The sequence below is a fragment of the Frigoribacterium endophyticum genome (assembly GCF_011759585.1).
Classification (GTDB): Bacteria; Actinomycetota; Actinomycetes; order Actinomycetales; family Microbacteriaceae; genus Frigoribacterium; species Frigoribacterium endophyticum.
On the sequence record NZ_JAAOYV010000002.1, the window covers coordinates 20,141 to 39,288 of the forward strand.

The following is a 19,148-nucleotide window of genomic DNA, read 5'->3' on the forward strand; positions in this document are numbered from 1 at the left end:
GCGGGGAAAGAGGAGGTTCGTGGCCCCTGCACCTCACGGCGCGACAGGACCACTGCACCCTGGCTGCCTGTCTCCGACCTGAGCCACCTGCGGGGCAGGTGAGCTTCGGACGGACACCGACGGGGTGCCAACAACCCGGTAACCTCGTGTAACGGTCGAGCGCGGGTGGGAGAATCTCCACTTTCGCACGGAGCAGACGCTCCGAGCCTTGACGACTTTAGCAGAGGATCAGTTCGTGAGCCACTCCCCCCGAGACACCGCCGCCGCCTCCGACGACGCGCACACCCACCGCTTCGCCGACGACACCGCCCCGTCGGCGACGGGCGGCGCCGACGACGCCGTGCGCGACATCGCCGAGGTCAACGCCGTCGAGGTCATCAACACCGTCGCCGTCCACCTGATGAGCGCCGCCGCCGTCAAGGTCGGCCTGGCCGACGACCCCCAGGCGCAGACCGACCTCGACGAGGCCCGCAAGCTGATCACCTCGCTCGCGGGGCTCGTCACGGCCAGCGCGCCCGAGATCGGCGACCAGCACGCCCGGGCCCTCCGGGACGGGCTCCGGTCGCTGCAGCTCGCCTTCCGCGAGGCGAGCGCCATCCCCGACGCGGTGGGCGCCGGCCCCGGCGAGAAGCTCACCGGCCCGGTCAACTAGGGCCGGGCCAGCCCGTCGGGCCGGGCCGGGCCGCCGGGCTGGGCCGGCCCCCCGGCGGCGGCGGGGACGACCTTCACGGCCATGCCGTCGACCCGCTCCGCGATGACGGCGTCGGCCGACCAGGCCGCCTGCAGGCGCCCGAGCACGGCGCTGAGCTGCTCCTGGTCGAGACCCGGCCGGACGCCCAGCTGCACGACGAGCTCGGGCGGGCCGAGCCGCGCCGACCGGTAGCCGGGCGCGACCGCCACCGTGACCAGCGCCTCCTCGGTGGCCGACGCCGTGAGGAACGCCTGCAGCACGTCCGGGTCCTGGTGGCTGGGCAGCCAGCGCTCGTCCTGCGCGACGGCCCACAGGGCCGGCCGCCGCAGGCCGAACTCGGTCGGCGAGGCGGGGTCGAGCACGAGCCGGTCGGTGCCCTCGGCCGCGGCCGCCAGGGCGATGCGTCGGGCGTCGGCGGGGACGGGGCGTGCCTTCGGGTCCCAGGCCCGGAGCGTCTCCACCGACGTGAACGCCGGCAGCACGTCGCGGCCGTCGGGGCCCGCGACCGTGACGATCGACAGCTCCTGCGTCTTGTCGACGACGACGCCGTGCTCGTTCAGCCCTTCCTCGCCGGCGACCGCGACGAGCGGGATCAGCAGCCGGGCGGGGCGGAGGGCGTCCACCACCGCCACCTCGTCGGCCTCCCCCGCGTGGAACCGCGTCAGGGCCTCGAGGAGGCGCGGGTCGGCCGAGCCGTCGTCACCCGCGTAGGCCGTGTCGTGGTGCTGGAAGGTGCGGCCCGCCCACGGGCGACCGGCACTGTCGACCGGGGGCCCGGGGGGCCCGTCGTGAGCGCCGGGGCCCTCGTGCGCCGCACCGGGGCCGGAGGCCTCCGACGTCACGCCGAGGCGACGTCGAGCGCGGCGCCGAGCGTGAACGCGCCCGAGTACAGGGCCTTGCCGACGATGGCGCCCTCGACCCCCCGGGGCACGAGCTCGCGGAGGGCCGCGATGTCGTCGAGGCTCGAGATGCCGCCGCTGGCGATGACGGGCTTCTCGGTGCGCTCCGTCACCTGCTTCAGCAGCTCGACGTTCGGGCCCTGGAGCGTGCCGTCCTTCGTGACGTCGGTGACGACGTAGCGCGCACAGCCGGCGTCCTCGAGGCGGGCCAGGACGGTCCAGAGGTCGCCGCCCTCCTGCGTCCAGCCCCGCGCGGCCAGCGTCGTGCCGCGCACGTCGAGGCCCACGGCGACGGCCTCGCCGTACTCCGCGATGACGTGCGCGGCCCACTCGGGGTTCTCGAGCGCCGCGGTGCCGAGGTTGATGCGCTTGACGCCGGTGCTCAGCGCGTCGTCGAGCGAGCGGTCGTCACGGATGCCGCCGCTGAGCTCGACGTTGATGCCCTTCACCTGGCGGATGACCTTCTTGATGATCGACCGGTTGTCGCCGCGCCCGAACGCCGCGTCGAGGTCGACGAGGTGCAGCCACTCGGCGCCCTGTTCCTTCCAGTCGTCCGCCGCGGCCACCGGGTCGCCGTAGCCGGTCTCGGTGCCGGCCTCGCCCTGGGTCAGGCGGACGGCCTGGCCACCGGCGACGTCGACGGCCGGGAAGAGGGTCAGGCCGGGGGTGGTGCAGAACTCGCTCATGCTGTCTCCCTCGCGGCGTGGCCGCGGGATCGTGCCCCCGTCGCGTCGGGACGACGCGCCTCTCGGGGCGGGGTCGGGGTGGAGGCGGCGGCCGGCCGGGCGGTCGGGCCCGGCCGGCCGTCGCGCCGGGTCAGAGGGTGCCGAGCCAGTTCGACAGGAGGCGGATGCCGGGCTGCCCCGACTTCTCGGGGTGGAACTGCGTCGCCCAGAGCGGGCCGTTCTCGACGGCCGCGACGAACCGGCCGCCGTGGTCGGCCCACGTGACGTGCGGCTCGGGGAACGGGCGGATCACGTCGAGCGTCCACTCCTGCGCGGCGAACGAGTGCACGAAGTAGAAGCGCTCGTCGCGGACCCCGTCGAAGAGGACGCTGCCCTCCGGGGCGTCGACGGTGTTCCAGCCCATGTGCGGCAGCACGTCGGCCTTGAGCTCGTCGACGACGCCCGGCCACTCGCCGAGCCCGCCCGTGGTCGTCCCGCGCTCGACGCCGCCCTCGAAGAAGACCTGCATGCCGACGCAGATGCCCATGACGGGCCGTCCGCCGGCGAGGCGTCGGTCGATCAGCTCGCCGCCGCCCACGGACTCGAGCTGGCTCATCACGGCGCCGAAGGCCCCGACGCCGGGCACGAAGAGGCCGTCGGCCGACTGCACGCGACCGCGGTCGCGGGTCAGCTCCACGTCGGCGCCCGCGAGCTCGAGCGCTTTGACGGCCGAGTGCACGTTGCCGCTGCCGTAGTCGAGCACGGCGACGGTCGGCCGCGCCGTCACAGCGAGCCCTTGGTCGAGGGGACGCCCGAGACCCGGGGGTCGGGCTCGACGGCCTGGCGGAGCGCCCGTGCGAAGGCCTTGAACTCGGCCTCGGCGATGTGGTGCGGGTCGCGCCCGCCCAGCACGCGGACGTGCACGGTGATGCCGGCGTGCACCGTGATGGCCTCGAAGACGTGGCGCACGAGCGAACCGGTGAAGTGCCCGCCGATGAGGTGGTGCTCGAAGCCCGCGGGCTCGCCGGTGTGGACGAGGTAGGGGCGACCCGACACGTCGACGACAGCCTGCACGAGGGCCTCGTCGAGCGGCACGAGGGCGTCGCCGTAGCGCGAGATGCCCGACTTGTCGCCGAGGGCCTCGCGCAGCGCGGTGCCGAACGTGATGCCGATGTCCTCCACCGTGTGGTGCGCGTCGATGTGCGTGTCGCCGGTGGCGGTCACGTCGAGGTCGATCAGCGAGTGCTTCGAGAGCGCGGTGAGCATGTGGTCGAAGAACGGCACCGACGACGAGACGGTCGACCGCCCCGTGCCGTCGAGGTCGAGCGAGAGCGCGACGCTCGACTCGCTCGTCGATCGGGTCAGGGAGGCGGTGCGGGAGGCGCGCTGATCGGTCACGAGGAGAGCCTAATGTCGCGGAGGGCGTCGAGGAACGCGGTGGTCTCGGCCTCCGTGCCGGCGCTGACGCGGAGGTGGCCGGGGATGCCCAGGTCGCGCACGATGATGCCGCGCTCGAGGAGCCGCTCGAAGACGTCGGACGGGTCGTCGACGCCGCCGAACAGGACGAAGTTCGACCAGGTCGGCCACGGCTCGTAGCCCATCGCGGCCAGCTCGCGCACGATGCGGTCGCGCTGCCCCCGGATGTCGTCGACCATGGCGAGCATCTCGTCGGCGTGACGGAGGGCCGCGACGGCGGCCGCCTGCGTCAACGAGGAGAGGTGGTACGGGAGGCGGACGAGACGGAGCGCGTCGGCCACGGCCGGGTGCGCGGCCAGGTACCCGACGCGGGCCCCGGCGAAGGCGAACGCCTTGCTCATCGTGCGCGAGACGACGAGGCGCGGACGCCCCTCGAGGAGCGTCAACGCCGTCGGCTGCCCGGGCGGCATGAACTCGGCGTAGGCCTCGTCGACGAAGACGATGCCGTCGGTCGCGTCGTAGGCCGCCTCGACCGTGGCGAGGTCGAGGGGCGTGCCGGTGGGGTTGTTGGGGCCGCAGAAGAAGACGATGTCGGGGCGGACGCGCTCGATCTCGGCGACGGCAGTCTCGGGCGAGATGCCGAAGCCCCCGTCGCGGCGACCCTCGACCCAGGTGCTGCCGGTGCCGACGGTGATGATCGAGTGCATCGAGTACGTGGGCGGGAACCCGAGGACGGAACGACCGGGGCCGCCGAACGCCTGGAGCAGCTGCTGGATGACCTCGTTCGAGCCGTTCGCCGCCCAGATCTGCTCAGCCGTGACGCCGTGCCCGAGATAGGCCGCCAGCGCCTCGCGCAGAGCCGTGAACTCACGGTCGGGGTAGCGGTTGACCTCGTGCAGCGCCTCGGCGATCGAGGCGACGATGTCGCGGGCCACGTCGGCGGGCACGGGATGCGTGTTCTCGTTGACGTTGAGGGCGACGGGCACCTTCTTCTGAGGGGCGCCGTACGGGGTCAGGCCGCGGAGGTCGTCGCGGAGGGGCAGGTCGTCGAGACTGAAGGACACCCCTCCATGGTAGGCGCGAGGCGCGCCCCGACCGTCACCAGGACGACGTCCGCTGCCGACGGGTCAGTCGGAGTACTTCGTCGGGACGGCGAGGGTCTGCCCCGCGCTGACCTCGGCGCTGCCGAGGGCGTTCAGCCGGACGATGTCGCTGACGACGTCGCGCGGGTCTTTCGTGGGCGCGATCTCGTGGGCGACCTGCCAGAGCGTCTCGCCGCCCTCGACCGTGACGTGCTCGAACGCCACGGCGGCCGAGCTGTCGGAGGCCTGCGCCCCGGGGCCGGCGAGCAGGACGCCGCCGACGATGCCCGCCACGCCCAGCGCGACGGTGGCGGCCACGACGCGACGACCGCGGCGCGTGATGCGGAGACGGGTGCGGACGGGGGCGGCGGCGGGGGTGCCGTCGATGCTGGGGGCGATGCTGATGCTGCTGACGATGGCGCTCATGGGGTGGGTCCTTTCACCGCGAGAGAAGACTGCGAATTCGTGCCCGGCACTCGGCCGGGAATGCCGAACACGAAGACGTGTTCCGAACATACATTCGATCCATGGTCGATTCAACCCCTCATCCCCCTCCGACGCCCTCCGGATCTGCGACACACTCGAACAGGTGTGTGGCTGGGTCGTCGTCATCGGATACGGTTTCGATCGATGGTGGGAGTCAAACAGCGACCACCGACATCCGACGTCAGGAGACAGATGAGCGACCCGCAGCGCGCGAGCGCGGCCGTGACGGCCCCCTCCCGCAAGGCACTGACGGCGAAGCAGGAGTCGATCCTGGCGGCCATCCAGGCGAGCATCGCCCAGAGCGGCTACCCGCCGAGCATGCGCGAGATCGGCGACGCGGTCGGCCTCCGCTCGCTGTCGAGCGTCACGCACCAGCTCAACCAGCTCGAGCTCGCCGGCCGCATCCGCCGTGACCCGAACCGGCCCCGCGCCCTCGAGGTGCTCGCCGACGAGTCGGCCCCCTCCGCTCCCGTCACCACCATCCTCACCAGCAGCGACGACGGCGACACCGCCCACGTGCCCATGGTCGGCCGGATCGCCGCCGGCGTGCCCATCACCGCCGAGCAGCAGGTGGAGGACGTCATGCCCCTGCCCCGCCAGCTCGTGGGCAAGGGCGACCTCTTCATGCTGCGCGTCGTCGGCGACTCCATGGTCGACGCCGCCATCTGCGACGGCGACTGGGTCGTCGTCCGCCAGCAGCAGAGCGCGGAGAACGGCGACATCGTCGCGGCGATGCTCGACGACGAGGCGACCGTCAAGGTCTTCCGCCAGCGCGACGGCCACACCTGGCTGCTCCCCCGCAACAGCGCCTTCGAGCCGATCCTGGGCGACCACGCCCAGATCGTCGGCAAGGTCGTGGCGGTGCTGCGCTCGGTGTAGCGGGCTGGGTCGCGGCGGCCTCGACGAGACGACCCGCGACTCCTGCACCACCGCCGACCGCGACGACGAAGGCCCCCTGCCGAGACGGCAGCGGGCCTTCGTGCTGTGGCGGAGGGCCGGCGCTCAGCGCCGGGCGACCGCCGGCTGCACGAACGGTGCCAGGGCGGCCACGTCGCTCGGGTACACCCGGGCGTGGAGGCGCGTGCCGGCCTCCTCGTAGTCGGTCGAGACGACGCGGCCCGCGTCGTGCAGGTGCGCCACGACCTCTCCGCGGTCGTACGGCACGAGCAGGTCGACCTCGACCTCGGGTTCCGGCAGGAGGCCGGCGACGCGGTCGAGCAGCTCGTCTACGCCCTCGCCCGTCCGGGCGGAGACGAAGACCGCCGAGGGCTCGAGGCCCTGCAGCACGAGCCGCTGGTCGGCGTCGACGAGGTCAGCCTTGTTGAAGACGACGACCTCGGCGATGTCGTGGCCATCGACCTCGGAGATCACCTGGCGCACCGTCGCCAGCTGGGCGGCCGGGTCGGGGTGCGAGCCGTCGACCACGTGCACGATGACGTCGCTCGCGGCGACCTCCTCGAGGGTCGAGCGGAACGCCTCGACGAGCTGGTGCGGCAGGTTGCGCACGAAGCCGACCGTGTCGACGTACGTGAACGGGCGGCCGTCGGGCGTCGAGCTCTTCCGCACCGTGGCGTCGAGGGTCGCGAACAGGGCGTTCTCGACCAGGACGCCCGCGCTCGTGAGGCGGTTCAGCAGGCTGCTCTTGCCGGCGTTCGTGTAGCCCGCGATCGCGACGGAGGGCACCTCGTTGCGGTCGCGGTTCGCGCGCTTGGCGTCGCGCGCCGGCTTCATCTCCTTGATCTGGCGACGGAGGCGCGCCATGCGGGTGTGGATGCGGCGCCGGTCGAGCTCGATCTTCGTCTCACCGGGGCCACGGCTGCCCATGCCGGCACCGGCGCCGCCGACCTGGCCACCGGCCTGGCGCGACATCGACTCGCCCCAGCCACGGAGGCGGGGCAGCAGGTACTCGAGCTGCGCGAGCTCGACCTGCGCCTTGCCCTCGCGGCTCTTGGCGTGCTGGCTGAAGATGTCGAGGATCACCGCGGTGCGGTCGATGACCTTGACCTTCACGACGTCTTCGAGGGCACGTCGCTGGCTGGGCGCGAGCTCGGTGTCGGCGATGACCGTGTCGGCGCCGAGGGCGGCGACGGTCTGCCGGAGCTCCTCCGCCTTGCCCTTGCCGAGGTACGTGCTGGGGTCGGGGTTCGGACGCCGCTGCAGCAGGCCGTCGAGCACGACCGCGCCGGCCGTCTCGGCCAGGGCGGCGAGCTCGCGCAGGGAGTTCTCGGCGTCGCCGAGCGACCCCTGCGACCAGACGCCGATCAGCACGACGTTCTCGAGCCGCAGCTGGCGGTACTCGACCTCGGTGACGTCCTCGAGCTCGGTCGACAGCCCGCCCACGCGCCGGAGCGCGGCGCGGTCGTCACGGTCGAGCTGCTCGCCGTCGGAGCCGGCGTCGGCCAGGGAGCGGGTCTGGATCGCCTGCGCGGGCGAGAAGACGGTGTACGCGGAGGAGCGGGCCGCCGCGCGCTCCAGCACCCGGGCGACGACGTCGTCGGGCAGCTGGTCGCCCTGCTCGGCGTCGAGCGGGGTGGAGGGAGTGTCTGTCATCGGTGTGATCGTAGCCCTTTCGTCAGGCAGGTCGCAGGGCGCCCGGACGGGCGAGCCCTGCATCTTCGGTAGGTTGTGGATCATGTCGAGCGAGCACTACTTCTCCCCGAACCCGGAGAGCGAGCTGCGTCGTCGCACGATCACGGCGACCCTCGCGGGCCGTGAGCTCTCGATCACGACGGCCGCGGGCGTCTTCAGCCCCGGCCGGGTCGACCCTGGCACGTCGGTGCTGCTGGCCGGCACCCCGGCGCCGCCCCCGGTGGGCGACCTCCTCGACGTCGGGTGCGGATGGGGGCCCGTCACCCTGAGCCTCGCGCTGATGTCACCCGACGCGACGGTGTGGGCCGTCGACGTGAACGAGAGGGTCCTGCAGCTCGTGCGCGAGAACGCCCGGGCCGCCGGCCTCCACAACGTCAACGCCGTCACCCCGGACGATGTTCCCGACGACGTGCGCTTCGCGACCATCTGGTCGAACCCGCCCATCCGCGTCGGCAAGGCCGAGCTGCACGGCATCCTCGAGCGCTGGCTCCCCCGGCTCGAGGAGGGGGCCGACGCCTGGCTCGTCGTGCAGAAGAACCTCGGGGCGGACTCCCTGCAGCGCTGGATCGGCGAGACGATGCGCGACGTCGTCGACGTGCACCGCGCCTCCACCAGCAAGGGGTACCGCATCATCCGGGCCACCCGCAGCTGACCCGGGGAGGCGCGGGTCGGCTCCCGCGAGGGAGCGCCGTGCCTCAGAGGGTGAGGGCGCCGCTGTAGACCAGCTCGGCCGGCCCGCTCAGAGACACGTGCTCGCCGTCGGGGTGCTCGGTGACACGGACGCCGACCACGCCGCCCGGCACCGTGACGAGCCAGGACGCCGGAGCGCCCGTGCCCGCCCAGTGGCGGGTCGCGAGGGCCGCGGCCGCCGCGCCGGTGCCGCAGGAGAGCGTCTCGCCGCTGCCGCGCTCGTGGACGCGCATGCGGATGCGGCCCACGCCGTCGACGACGAGGGGGTCGGAGGGGACGACGAACTCGACGTTGGCGCCGTCGCTCGGCACGGGGTCGAGCATCGGCGCGTAGGCGAGGTCGACCGCGTCGAGCTCGGCGTCGCCGGCCAGCGCGACGACGACATGGGGGTTGCCCACGGAGAGCGAGAGGCCGGGGCGCGCGGCGTGCAGCTCGCGGGCGCGCACGGTCGGCTCGGCGTCGTCGAGGCGCCAGGCCCCGAGGTCGACACGGAAGCCGTCGACGGACCGCTCGACCCAGCGGACCCCGGCACGGGTGCCGATCGCGAGGCGGTCGCCCTCGGCCAGCTCGACGAGGCCGCGCTCGAGCAGGTAGCGCACGTAGACGCGGATGCCGTTGCCGCACATCTCGGCGACGCTGCCGTCGGCGTTGTGGTAGTCCATGAACCACTCGGGGGAACCGGCGCCGTCGCCGACGAAGGGCTCGGCGCCGCCGGGCAGCGACGCCGTCTTCACGGCCCGGATGACGCCGTCGCCGCCCACGCCGAAGTGGCGGTCGGTGAGCGCCCGGATCGTCACGGGGTCGAGGTCGACCTCGGCGTCGGCATCGGTGAACAACACGAAGTCGTTGCCGGTGCCCTGGCCCTTGGTGAACTGCAGGGTGGTGGTCACCCGAGGAGTCTAGCGACGGCCCGCTCGACGGCCCCGGCCTCCCCCGTCGCCGACCAGTCCACGTCGGGCAGGCGGCGGAACCAGCTGACCTGGCGGCGGGCGTAGCGACGCGTGAGGGCCTGCGTCGTCTCGACCGCCTCCCGCTGGTCGACCTCGCCCCGCAGCTGCGCCGCCGCCTGCGCGTAGCCGATCGCCCGGCGGGCGGTGACTCCCCGGTCGAGGCCGAGCGTCGTGAGGTGCGCGACCTCGTCGAGGAGCCCGCCCGCCCACATCGCCTCGACGCGCTCGTCGAGCCGCTGCACGAGGACGGAGCGCTCCTCGCGGAGGCCGATAACGTGGGAGTCGCGCCACCGGGGCGCCTCGTCGGGCAGGGACGCGGAGAACGGCTCCCCCGTGATCTCCCCCACCTCGAGCGCCCGGACGAGCCGTCGCGCGTTGTGCGGGCCGATGGACTCGGCGGCGCGGGGGTCGGTCTCGCGGAGCAGTGCGTGGAGCGCCCGCGGCCCCCCGCCCTCGCCCAGCGCCTCGAACCGAGCCCGCACGACCGGGTCGGTGCCGGGGAAGCGGTAGTCGTAGAGCACGCTCGAGACGTACAGCCCGGAGCCGCCCACCAGGAGGGGCACGGCACCGCGGGCCAGGACGGCGTCGACGGCCGCGCGCGCCTCCTTCTGGTACCACTCGACGCTCGCCTCGTCCGTCACGTCGAGGACGTCGAGGAGGTGGTGCGGCACTCCCCGGCGCTCGGCCGGGGGCAGCTTCGCCGTGCCGACGTCCATGCCGCGGTACAGCTGCATCGCGTCGGCGTTGACGACCTCCGCCGCCGCCCCGCGGGCGGCGAGGGCCTCGGCGAGGTCGAGGGAGAACGCGGACTTGCCGGTGCCGGTCGAGCCGACGATCGCGACCAGCACGTCAGCGGAGGTCGTCGGTCGCGCTGTAGATCGGCGTCGTCGCGACCCGGAGCGTCGGGAGGCCCAGCGACACGCGCGGCGCGGCGGTCGTGCCGGAGGCGCCCCCCACGGTCGCGGGGACGCCGCAGGACGCCGCCTGGGCGCGGTCCCACGCGTCGCCCGCCCGCGTGCGGCGGAGGCTCCAGGGGCGGCCGGGGCCCGCGTCGGCGATCAGGTAGAACGGCGCGGCGTCGGTGACCTGCACCGAGACGACGTCGCCGGGACGCGGGACCCCGGCGCCTCGCGGCACCTCGACGTGCACGAGGCGGCTGTCTTCGGCGCGGCCGGAGAGCCGGTGCGTCGCCGCGTCCTTCCGGCCCTCGCCGGCGGCGACCATGACCTGGACGAGCCGCCCGACCTGGGTACGGTTCTCCGCGGCGGAGATGGAGTCCTGGAGGGCGACGAGACGCTCGTAGCGCTCCTGCACGACGGCCTTCGGCAGCTGGTCGGGCATCTCGCCGGCCGGGGTGCCGGGCCGCACCGAGTACTGGAAGGTGAAGGCGGACGCGAACCGCGCCTCCTCGACGACCCGGAGGGTCTCGGCGAAGTCGGCCTCGGTCTCGCCGGGGAAGCCCACGATGATGTCGGTGCTGATCGCCGCGTGCGGCATCGCGGCACGGACGCGGTCGAGGATGCCCAGGAACTTCTCGCTGCGGTAGCTCCGTCGCATGGCGCGCAGCACCCGGTCGGAGCCGGACTGGAGGGGCATGTGGAGCTGCGGCATGACGGTGGGCGTCTCGGCCATCGCCTCGATGACGTCGTCGGTGAACGACGCCGGGTGCGGGCTCGTGAACCTCACTCGCTCGAGGCCCTCGACCTGGCCCACCGCCCGCAGCAGCTTCGAGAAGGCGAGCCGGTCACCGAACTCGACGCCGTAGCTGTTGACGTTCTGGCCGAGGAGGGTCACCTCGATCACGCCGTCGTCGACGAGCGACCGGACCTCGGCGAGGACGTCGCCGGGCCGCCGGTCACGCTCCTTGCCCCGCAGGGACGGGACGATGCAGAAGGTGCAGGTGTTGTTGCAGCCGACCGAGATGCTCACCCAGCCGCTGTGCGTCGACTCTCGCTTGGTCGGCAGCGTCGAGGGGAAGACCTCGAGGGACTCGAGGATCTCGACCTGTGCCGCGTCGTTGTGCCGCGCGCGCTCGAGCAGGGCCGGGAGGGAGCCCGTGTTGTGGGTGCCGAAGACCACGTCGACCCAGGGCGCCGCCTCGAGGACGGCCGCGCGGTCCTTCTGGGCGAGGCAACCGCCGACGGCGATCTGCATGCCGGCGTGCTTCCGCTTGACCCCCGCCAGCTGGCCGAGCGTGCCGTAGAGCTTCTTGTCGGCGTTCTCGCGCACGGCGCAGGTGTTGATGACGACGACGTCGGCTTCCGCCCCCTCCGGGGCGGCGACGAGGCCGGACGCCTCGAGCGAGCCGCTCAGCCGCTCGGAGTCGTGGACGTTCATCTGGCAGCCGTAGGTGCGCACCTCGTAGGTGCGTGGACGGACCTCCGCCGGAGCGGCCGGGAGCGGGGCGGAGGTGACCGTCGTCATGGTGACCCAGTGTAGATCGGCACCCCCGCCCCCTCGGTCACTCGAAGCGGACGCCGCCTCCCCGCGGGCTGCCGCCGCGCGGCAGCACCTTCTCGATGGCACGACGGACGACGTCGGACCGGTAGCCGCGCCTCATCAGGTACCCGTTCAGCCGCCGCTCGGCGGTGGCGTGGTCGAGCCCACGGAGGGACCCGACGCGTTTGCGGGCCCACTCGTCGGCCCGAGACTGCTCGTCGTCGTCGTCGATGTCGGCCAGGGCCTCCTCGACGACCGAGGCGTCGAGCCCGCGCTGCCGGAGCTCCGACGTCACGGCTCCCCGACCGAGACCCTTGCGCTCCTGCTTGGAACGGACGAGGTTCTCCGCGAGCTCGCGGTCGTTGAGCAGCCCGACGCCCTCCAGGCGAGCCACCTCGCCCAGCACGACCTCCTCGTCGAGGTCACGGCCGCGGAGCAGCGTCGTCATCTCGGCGGAGGACACTCCGCGGCGCGACAGGGCGTGGAGGCTGACGTTCTCGGCACGTCGCCGCTGGGCGTCGAGGCCTTCGGGCTCGGGCTCCGGCTCCGGCTCGGCCGCCTCCGCGTCAGGCAGGACCGTGGGCTCGACGGCGCGGAGCCGTGACCGGCTGCGGGGCGAGCTGGACGCCGGTGGCTTCTCCGCGGTCGGCTCCTCCGACGTGCGGGCCGACCAGTGGGCACTGATCGCCGCCAGCCGCTCGGCGGTCTCGGCGACGGGATCGCCGGGAGTCGACGACGTCTCGCCCTCCTCGACGCCCGCCTCGTCGACGGCGCGAGCGCCGTCGACGGCGTCGGGCCGCCCGGCTGCCGAGCCCAGCGGGCCGGAGACCGCCCAGCCCGTCACGGGGTCGAGCTGCACGTCACCGTCAGGGTCGAGGACGTCGGCGTCGTCAGAGGCATCGAGCGGCTCGGCGGTGACCGGCTCGGCCGGGGGCACCACGTCGAGACGGCGTCGCGGGCCCGTGGTGTCGTCGTCGCCGACCGGCGCGGGAGGCACGTCGCTGGACGCGGGCCGACGGCCCGACCCCGCACCTCGGACACCGAAGAGCGGTGTCACGGGGGCGAGGGCCGAGCCGTCGCCCTGCTCGTCGTCGTGCGTCATGCGCCCTTGCGAGCGGCGATCTTCGCCTCGATCGACTCGACAGGGGCCGCCGGTGCCGCAGCAGCGCCGACGCCGAGCTTCGCGAGGATCTTCTGCTCGATCTCGTCAGCGACGGGCGCGTTCTTGATCAGGAAGTTGCGCGAGTTCTCCTTGCCCTGACCGAGCTGGTCGCCCTCGTAGGTGTACCAGGCACCGGACTTGCGGACGATGCCGTGCTCGACCCCGAAGTCGATCAGGCTGCCCTCGCGCGAGATGCCGACGCCGTAGAGGATGTCGAACTCGGCCTGCTTGAAGGGCGGCGCCATCTTGTTCTTGACGACCTTGACGCGCGTCCGGTTGCCGACCGCGTCGGTGCCGTCTTTCAGGGTCTCGATGCGACGGATGTCGAGACGGACCGACGCGTAGAACTTGAGCGCCTTGCCGCCGGCGGTCGTCTCGGGGCTGCCGAAGAACACGCCGATCTTCTCGCGCAGCTGGTTGATGAAGATCATCGTCGTGCCGGTCTGGCTCAGGCCACCGGTCAGCTTGCGCAGAGCCTGCGACATCAGGCGGGCCTGGAGGCCGACGTGCGAGTCGCCCATCTCTCCCTCGATCTCGGCACGGGGCACGAGAGCGGCGACGGAGTCGATGACGATGAGGTCGATGGAGCCCGACCGCACGAGCATGTCGGCGATCTCGAGGGCCTGCTCACCGGTGTCGGGCTGGGAGACGAGGAGGGCGTCGATGTCGACGCCGAGCTTCTTGGCGTACTCCGGGTCGAGCGCGTGCTCCGCGTCGATGAAGGCGGCGATGCCGCCGTTGCGCTGGGCGTTGGCGATCGCGTGCAGGGTCAGCGTCGTCTTTCCCGAGGACTCGGGGCCGTAGATCTCGACGATGCGGCCGCGGGGGATGCCCCCGATGCCGAGCGCGACGTCCAGCGCGATCGAGCCGGTGGGGATGACGGCGACGGGAGCGCGCTCGTCGCTGCCGAGGCGCATGACAGCACCCTTGCCGAACTGACGGTCGATCTGCGCGAGAGCGGTCTCGAGGGCCTTCTCGCGGTTCTCTGCTGAGGGCATGCTGTTCTCCTTCGGGGTGATGTCCGTGCGCCTGTAGGCTGTCGCGTCGCTGGGCACCGGTGGGGCAAGGAGCTCAGCGTGACGACAAGGCTGGTGGCCCCGACGAGGGTCGGGACCGGTGGAACGTCGATGCAGTGAACGCTACGAGCCACCACCGACACCGGGGGTGCCGGCATGGTGGCCGGGGGAGAACACGGGGCTTCGACGCCCTGGGGAGGACGCTACACCGATCCGAACGGATGTTCGACAGCCGTCCACGGCGTGTCGAACGCTCCGACGAGCGGCAACACGGCTCAGCGCCGGGGCTCGGGCAGCCCGACGCCGTGCCTCCGGGCGACGGGCACGCCCTCGGCGGCGCAGAGCGCCAGCCAGACGTCGCGCGGCGGCACGCCCTGGGCCACGGCCTCGTCGGCGGTGCGGTCGCCGAGCTCGGCGATGACCAGGTCGCGGGTCACGACGCGGCCGTAGGCCTCTCCGAACTCGTCGGCGACGGCACGACTGAACTCGCTCTTGCGCATCGCTCGAGGGTACCCGCGACGCCCCTCGCCCCGCACACGACGAACGCCCCCGGCCTGGGCCGGGGGCGTTCGGGCGACGTGGTGAGCGGGAGCTCAGCGCACCGCGAGGTCGGTGTCGAACTCGGCGACGAGGTCGTCGGGCAGCGTGTCGGGGATCGGGTTGAGGCCCTCGATGACCGCAATGCGGTCACCCACCTCGCGCATGATCACCGAGATGGGCGTCTCGAGCGCGTCGGCCACCGACGCGAGGATCTCGGAGCTGGCCTCTTTCTGACCACGCTCGACCTCGCTGAGGTACCCGAGCGCGACGCTCGCCTTGCTGGCGACCTGTCGGAGCGTCCGGCCCTTCTGCAGGCGGAAGTCGCGAAGGACGTCACCGATTTCTTGACGAACCAGAACCATGGGACCCTCCTCCGGATGGACGACCCACCAGACGGACGTCAGTGGTGGGCGGGTGTATCTGCGCGACGATCGTTGTCACTGTAACGACCACGATCTGTACGACGCTTGTGAACCCGGCAGTTGTAACGAGACCGAAACGCGGATCATTCCCGCGTGTCGTCGAGCCACTCAGCCAGCAGTGACAGGAGTTCGGAGACGGTGCCCGATCGGATGGCTCCGCGTTCGCCCCGGAGGTCGAGACGCCGTACCCGGGTGTCGTCGGCCGTGGCGAGCGCGATGTAGACCGTGCCCGCGGGCAGGTCTCCCTGGGGGCCCGGCCCGGCCACGCCGGTCGTCGCGAGGCCGAGGGTGGCCGGTGCCCCGGCGACGGCGAGGCGCTCGCGAACGCCCGCGGCCATGGCCGCCGCGACGTCGGGGTCCACGGGCCCCGTCGCGGCGAGCCGTGCGGCGTCGACGCCGAGGACGGTGTGCTTGAGCTCGGTCGCGTAGGCCACCACTCCCCCGTGCACGACGGCGGACGCTCCCGGCACGGACACCAGCTCAGCCACGACGAGCCCGCCGGTCAGCGACTCCGCGACCGCGACGGTCTGGCCGCGACGCGCCAGCTCGTGGACGACGGACGACGCGTCGGCGGTCACGCTCCCCGCCCGTGCTTCACGGCGACGCGCAGGTAGTCGGCCCCGGAGACGAGGGTCGCCACGAGGGCGGCCGTCATGAGGACGCCGTTCACCCAGTGCATCCCCTCGCCGAACACGTTCCAGAGCGGGAAGAGGGCGAGCGTGACGGCCACGGCCTGGAGGACCGTCTTGAGCTTGCCCCCGCGGGACGCCGGCACGACGCGGTCCCGGATGACGATGAACCGGTAGACGGTGATCCCGACCTCGCGGAGCAGGATGAGGGCCGTCACCCACCACGGCAGCTCGCCGAGGATCGTCAGGGAGACGAGCGCTCCGCCGATGAGGACCTTGTCGGCGATCGGGTCGACGATCTTGCCGAAGTCGGTGACGAGGTCCAGCCCCCGGGCGAGGGCGCCGTCGAGGCTGTCGGTGAGGATCGCCACGACGAAGAGCGCCGCCGCCGCGATGCGCAGCGGCCCGTCGGCACCGTCGTCGACGAGCAGCCACGCGATGAACAGCGGGGCCATGAGGATCCGCACCACCGTCACCACGTTGGCGATGTTGGCCGTGCTCGCGGGCCCCGGGCCCTTGCTGGCGAAGCGCCCTCGGAGGGGGAAGGTCGCCGGTGCGGAGGACGCGCCTCCGCTGCGGTCGTCGGTCATGGGTCAGTCCCTCCCGGTCAGGCCCCAGGCGTCTTCCGACCCCTCGTCACCGTCGACCTCGTCGTAGCCCCGCGTCATCTCGGCGACGGGGTCGTCGCCGTAGCCCGGTCGCGGGCTCGACCCGGAGGACAGGCCGGCGGGTGCGCCCACCCCGTGCTCGTCGTCACCGCCCCTCAGCTTCGCCAGCACACCCGGCAGCTGCTCGGGAGTCACGAGCACGTCGCGCGCCTTCGAGCCCTCGGAGGGGCCGACGATGTCGCGCGACTCCATCAGGTCCATCAGGCGACCCGCCTTGGCGAAGCCGACCCGGAGCTTGCGCTGCAGCATCGACGTCGAGCCGAACTGCGTGCTGACGACGAGCTCCGCGGCCGCGAGCAGGAGCTCGAGGTCGTCGCCGATGTCGCCGTCGATCTCCTTCTTCTCGACCACCGCGGCCACGTCGGGCCGGTAGTCGGGGCGCGCCTGACGCGTGACGTGCGCCACGACCTGGGCGATCTCGTCCTCCTGCACCCAGGCGCCCTGCACGCGCATCGCCTTGGAGGCGCCCATCGGCAGGAAGAGCCCGTCGCCCTGACCGATCAGCTTGTCGGCGCCCGGCTGGTCGAGGATGACGCGCGAGTCGGTGACGCTCGACACCGCGAAGGCGAAGCGCGACGGCACGTTGGCCTTGATCAGGCCGGTCACGACGTCGACCGAGGGGCGCTGCGTCGCCAGCACGAGGTGGATGCCGGAGGCGCGGGCCAGCTGCGTGATGCGCACGATGCTGTCCTCCACGTCGCGGGGGGCCACCATCATGAGGTCGGCGAGCTCGTCGACGACCACGAGCAGGTACGGGTAGGGCTTGAGCGTGCGCGCGCTGCCCGCGGGCAGGACGAGCTCGCCCGCCACGACGGCGCGGTTGAAGTCGTCGATGTGCCGGAAGCCGAAGCTGGCGAGGTCGTCGTACCTCATGTCCATCTCCTTCACGACCCACTGGAGCGCCTCGGCGGCCTTCTTGGGGTTCGTGATGATGGGGGTGATGAGGTGCGGCACGCCCGCGTAGATCGAGAGCTCGACGCGCTTCGGGTCGATCAGGACCATCCGCACGTCGGTCGGCTTGGCACGCATCAGCAGCGACGTGATCATCGAGTTGACGAAGCTCGACTTGCCCGAGCCCGTGGCGCCGGCCACGAGCAGGTGCGGCATCTTGGCGAGGTTGGCGACGACGTAGCCGCCCTCGACGTCCTTGCCGACGCCGATCGTCATCGGGTGCACGCTCTTCGCGGCGGCTCCGGAGCGCAGCACGTCGCCCAGCGACACCGTCTCGCGGTCGGTGTTGGGGATCTCGACGCCGATCGCGCTCTTGCCGGGGATGGGCGAGAGGATGCGCACCTCGTTCGACGCGACCGCGTACGAGAGGTTCTTGCTGAGCGCGGTGACCTTCTCGACCTTCACGCCCGGGCCGAGCTCGATCTCGTAGCGGGTGACCGTCGGGCCACGGCTGAAGCCGACGACCTTGGCGTCGACCGAGAACTGCCGGAGCACCTCGGTGATCGAGCGCACGATCTCGTCGTTCGCCTCGCTGCGGGCCTTGGCGGGCGGGCCCACGGCCAGGGTGGAGGCGGCGGGCAGCCGGTAGGAAGCCTGCGGCGAGTCGTCGTCGACGTCGAGCGACGCGGGCGGCAGCTCGTCGTCGTCGGGGGCGAGCACCGCCGCGGCGACGTCGCTCTCGGCGAGGTCGGCGGGCGGCAGCGACGCGGGCACGCTCGGCAGCACCGTCGTCGCCGCGGTCGCGGAGTCGTCACGGACCGCGGCCGGAGCCGGGGCAGCAGCCGGGGCCGGGGGCACCTCGACGCCCCGGGCGCGGACGGCCTCCTCGGCCCGGTCGAGCTCGTCCAGCAGGCTGATGTCGAAGACGTCGGTGGCGCCCTCGTCGACGAAGCGGGGGCTCGTCGGCGCGGCCTCGACCGCGGCGGGGCCGGAGGCCCGGCGATCGCGCCGGGACGGGCGGGTAGACCGCTCGGGCGGCGCCTCGGTCAGGACGGGGGTGTCGTAGGCGGGGTCGTCTTCTCGACCGCTCTTGGTGCGTCGCCACCACGGGAGGCTCTCGGCGTCGTCGATCGACCCGTCGGCGGCCTCGGCGGTGCCGGGCTCGGCCGCGGTCGCGCCGAACAGCCAGGCGTAGAGCTCGCCGAGGCGTCGACCGATGTGGTTCGGCGGGGTCTTGGTCGTGATGAGGACGGAGAAGACGAGCAGCACGACGACCACCGGGACGGCCACCCACTCGGTGGCCAGGGCGACCATCCAGGAGGCGACGAGCCAGCCGAGCACGCCGCCGCCGCCGGCGAGGGCCGGCAGGCCCTCCGCGGCCTGGGGCTGCCCGCCGAAGATGTGGCAGAGCGCGCTGATCGACACGATCATCAGGCCGAGGCCGATGCCCATCCGCGTGTTGTCGTGCACGGAAGCCGGGTGCCGGAAGAGCCAGCCCGCGAAGAGGACCATGATCACCGGCAGGGCGTAGGCGACCCGCCCGACCAACGCCCCGAACGTGTAGGCGTCGAGCGCCTGCGCGACGGGGCTCGTCGGGTTCAGCCACTCGACCGCCGCGCCGGCGACGGCGAGCAGCACGAGCAGGAACGGCACCCCGTCGCGGCGTTCGCTGGCGTCGAGCGCCTCGCGGCCGAGCAGGCGGAAGGCGCCGCCGGTGGCGTGCGCCAGGCCCATCCAGGCACGCGTGACGACGCCGGGGCCCGGGTCGACCGCCGCGGGAGGGGGCGTCGGGAGCTTCTTGGTGGCAGCCGTCGCGCCGCGGGCGCCGGACGCGCGGGAGCCGGAGCGCGATCGCGGGGTCTGCTTGGTGGGCGTGGCCATGGGCTCGAGGGTACCGCCCGCCCCCGACGCGG

General features: G+C 72.9%; 20 protein-coding genes. 3 read left to right on the top strand and 17 right to left on the bottom strand.

Going from position 1 to position 19,148, the window contains the following annotated elements; genetic code table 11:
- Window positions 1–235 precede the first annotated feature (235 nt).
- Window positions 236–652 carry a DUF1844 domain-containing protein gene (locus FHR77_RS07410; RefSeq protein ID WP_370543615.1) on the top strand — a complete coding sequence of 139 codons (417 nt, stop codon included), beginning with the start codon at window positions 236–238 and terminating at the stop codon, window positions 650–652.
- Here the strand turns inward: FHR77_RS07410 and FHR77_RS07415 are convergent.
- From FHR77_RS07415 to FHR77_RS07440, 6 genes are all read right to left on the bottom strand, one after another.
- Entirely contained in the window at window positions 649–1,533 is an 885-nt protein-coding gene (locus FHR77_RS07415) for an SseB family protein (protein ID WP_167259534.1), read from the bottom strand. The two genes, FHR77_RS07410 and FHR77_RS07415, sit on opposite strands and share 4 nt — an antisense overlap.
- A complete protein-coding gene (priA, locus tag FHR77_RS07420) occupies window positions 1,530–2,276 on the bottom strand; it encodes a bifunctional 1-(5-phosphoribosyl)-5-((5-phosphoribosylamino)methylideneamino)imidazole-4-carboxamide isomerase/phosphoribosylanthranilate isomerase PriA (RefSeq protein ID WP_056056198.1) in 747 nt (248 codons plus the stop codon). The genes FHR77_RS07415 and priA overlap by 4 nt, the downstream gene beginning before the upstream one ends.
- 130 nt (window positions 2,277–2,406) lie before the next feature.
- The gene (hisH, locus tag FHR77_RS07425; RefSeq protein WP_056056200.1) at window positions 2,407–3,042 is read right to left on the bottom strand and encodes an imidazole glycerol phosphate synthase subunit HisH; all 636 of its coding nucleotides are present in this window, start codon (window positions 3,040–3,042) and stop codon (window positions 2,407–2,409) included.
- Complete coding sequence (gene hisB / locus FHR77_RS07430) at window positions 3,039–3,653, bottom strand: imidazoleglycerol-phosphate dehydratase HisB (RefSeq protein ID WP_056056201.1); 615 nt, start codon at window positions 3,651–3,653, stop codon at window positions 3,039–3,041. The genes hisH and hisB overlap by 4 nt, the downstream gene beginning before the upstream one ends.
- Complete coding sequence (locus tag FHR77_RS07435) at window positions 3,650–4,735, bottom strand: histidinol-phosphate transaminase (protein ID WP_167259535.1); 1,086 nt, start codon at window positions 4,733–4,735, stop codon at window positions 3,650–3,652. Before FHR77_RS07435 ends, hisB begins: the two co-directional genes overlap by 4 nt.
- Window positions 4,736–4,798: 63 nt before the next feature.
- Window positions 4,799–5,179, bottom strand: coding sequence for a hypothetical protein (locus FHR77_RS07440; RefSeq protein ID WP_208380744.1), 381 nt, complete (start codon window positions 5,177–5,179; stop codon window positions 4,799–4,801).
- A 252-nt stretch (window positions 5,180–5,431) separates the two neighbouring features.
- On the opposite strand from FHR77_RS07440, the gene lexA reads away from it, so the two are divergent.
- A complete protein-coding gene (gene lexA / locus FHR77_RS07445) occupies window positions 5,432–6,118 on the top strand; it encodes a transcriptional repressor LexA (RefSeq protein ID WP_056056206.1) in 687 nt (228 codons plus the stop codon).
- Between the two features lie 123 nt (window positions 6,119–6,241).
- Here the strand turns inward: lexA and hflX are convergent, their stop codons facing one another.
- Window positions 6,242–7,789, bottom strand: coding sequence for a GTPase HflX (hflX, locus tag FHR77_RS07450; protein ID WP_167259536.1), 1,548 nt, complete (start codon window positions 7,787–7,789; stop codon window positions 6,242–6,244).
- A gap of 82 nt (window positions 7,790–7,871) precedes the next feature.
- Here hflX and FHR77_RS07455 point away from each other — a divergent pair, with 82 nt between their 5' ends.
- Entirely contained in the window at window positions 7,872–8,480 is a 609-nt protein-coding gene (locus FHR77_RS07455; RefSeq protein ID WP_167259537.1) for a class I SAM-dependent methyltransferase, read from the top strand.
- Window positions 8,481–8,523: 43 nt separating this feature from the next.
- Here the strand turns inward: FHR77_RS07455 and dapF are convergent, their stop codons facing one another.
- The 10 genes from dapF to FHR77_RS07505 all read right to left on the bottom strand — a co-directional run bounded on the left by dapF (window position 8,524) and on the right by FHR77_RS07505 (window position 19,116).
- The gene (dapF, locus tag FHR77_RS07460; RefSeq protein ID WP_167259538.1) at window positions 8,524–9,408 is read right to left on the bottom strand and encodes a diaminopimelate epimerase; all 885 of its coding nucleotides are present in this window, start codon (window positions 9,406–9,408) and stop codon (window positions 8,524–8,526) included.
- Window positions 9,405–10,316, bottom strand: a complete 912-nt coding sequence (miaA, locus tag FHR77_RS07465; protein WP_167259539.1) for a tRNA (adenosine(37)-N6)-dimethylallyltransferase MiaA — start codon at window positions 10,314–10,316, stop codon at window positions 9,405–9,407. Before miaA ends, dapF begins: the two co-directional genes overlap by 4 nt.
- A gap of 1 nt (window position 10,317) precedes the next feature.
- Window positions 10,318–11,892, bottom strand: coding sequence for a tRNA (N6-isopentenyl adenosine(37)-C2)-methylthiotransferase MiaB (gene miaB, locus FHR77_RS07470; RefSeq protein WP_167259540.1), 1,575 nt, complete (start codon window positions 11,890–11,892; stop codon window positions 10,318–10,320).
- A gap of 37 nt (window positions 11,893–11,929) precedes the next feature.
- The gene (locus FHR77_RS07475) at window positions 11,930–13,009 is read right to left on the bottom strand and encodes a regulatory protein RecX (RefSeq protein ID WP_167259541.1); all 1,080 of its coding nucleotides are present in this window, start codon (window positions 13,007–13,009) and stop codon (window positions 11,930–11,932) included.
- A complete protein-coding gene (gene recA / locus FHR77_RS07480) occupies window positions 13,006–14,067 on the bottom strand; it encodes a recombinase RecA (RefSeq protein WP_056058750.1) in 1,062 nt (353 codons plus the stop codon). Before recA ends, FHR77_RS07475 begins: the two co-directional genes overlap by 4 nt.
- Window positions 14,068–14,360: 293 nt before the next feature.
- Window positions 14,361–14,585, bottom strand: coding sequence for a DUF3046 domain-containing protein (locus tag FHR77_RS07485; RefSeq protein ID WP_056056219.1), 225 nt, complete (start codon window positions 14,583–14,585; stop codon window positions 14,361–14,363).
- Window positions 14,586–14,678: 93 nt separating this feature from the next.
- Window positions 14,679–14,987, bottom strand: coding sequence for a helix-turn-helix domain-containing protein (locus FHR77_RS07490; RefSeq protein WP_167259542.1), 309 nt, complete (start codon window positions 14,985–14,987; stop codon window positions 14,679–14,681).
- A gap of 143 nt (window positions 14,988–15,130) precedes the next feature.
- Entirely contained in the window at window positions 15,131–15,625 is a 495-nt protein-coding gene (locus FHR77_RS07495) for a nicotinamide-nucleotide amidohydrolase family protein (protein WP_167259543.1), read from the bottom strand.
- Window positions 15,622–16,266 carry a CDP-diacylglycerol--glycerol-3-phosphate 3-phosphatidyltransferase gene (gene pgsA / locus FHR77_RS07500; protein ID WP_167259544.1) on the bottom strand — a complete coding sequence of 215 codons (645 nt, stop codon included), beginning with the start codon at window positions 16,264–16,266 and terminating at the stop codon, window positions 15,622–15,624. Before pgsA ends, FHR77_RS07495 begins: the two co-directional genes overlap by 4 nt.
- Window positions 16,267–16,269: 3 nt before the next feature.
- Window positions 16,270–19,116, bottom strand: coding sequence for a DNA translocase FtsK (locus tag FHR77_RS07505; protein ID WP_167259545.1), 2,847 nt, complete (start codon window positions 19,114–19,116; stop codon window positions 16,270–16,272).
- Between the last annotated feature and the right edge of the window lie 32 nt (window positions 19,117–19,148).

Bases quoted from the DNA above. Each gene is read 5' to 3' on its own strand.
- priA (WP_056056198.1), bottom strand. From the start codon at position 2,276: ATGAGCGAGTTCTGCACCACCCCCGGCCTGACCCTCTTCCCGGCCGTC.
- hflX (WP_167259536.1), bottom strand. From the start codon at position 7,789: ATGACAGACACTCCCTCCACCCCGCTCGACGCCGAGCAGGGCGACCAG.
- recA (WP_056058750.1), bottom strand. From the start codon at position 14,067: ATGCCCTCAGCAGAGAACCGCGAGAAGGCCCTCGAGACCGCTCTCGCG.
- miaB (WP_167259540.1), bottom strand. From the start codon at position 11,892: ATGACGACGGTCACCTCCGCCCCGCTCCCGGCCGCTCCGGCGGAGGTC.
- pgsA (WP_167259544.1), bottom strand. From the start codon at position 16,266: ATGACCGACGACCGCAGCGGAGGCGCGTCCTCCGCACCGGCGACCTTC.
- FHR77_RS07475 (WP_167259541.1), bottom strand. From the start codon at position 13,009: ATGACGCACGACGACGAGCAGGGCGACGGCTCGGCCCTCGCCCCCGTG.
- FHR77_RS07485 (WP_056056219.1), bottom strand. From the start codon at position 14,585: ATGCGCAAGAGCGAGTTCAGTCGTGCCGTCGCCGACGAGTTCGGAGAG.
- FHR77_RS07440 (WP_208380744.1), bottom strand. From the start codon at position 5,179: ATGAGCGCCATCGTCAGCAGCATCAGCATCGCCCCCAGCATCGACGGC.
- FHR77_RS07505 (WP_167259545.1), bottom strand. From the start codon at position 19,116: ATGGCCACGCCCACCAAGCAGACCCCGCGATCGCGCTCCGGCTCCCGC.
- FHR77_RS07455 (WP_167259537.1), top strand. From the start codon at position 7,872: ATGTCGAGCGAGCACTACTTCTCCCCGAACCCGGAGAGCGAGCTGCGT.
- lexA (WP_056056206.1), top strand. From the start codon at position 5,432: ATGAGCGACCCGCAGCGCGCGAGCGCGGCCGTGACGGCCCCCTCCCGC.
- FHR77_RS07490 (WP_167259542.1), bottom strand. From the start codon at position 14,987: ATGGTTCTGGTTCGTCAAGAAATCGGTGACGTCCTTCGCGACTTCCGC.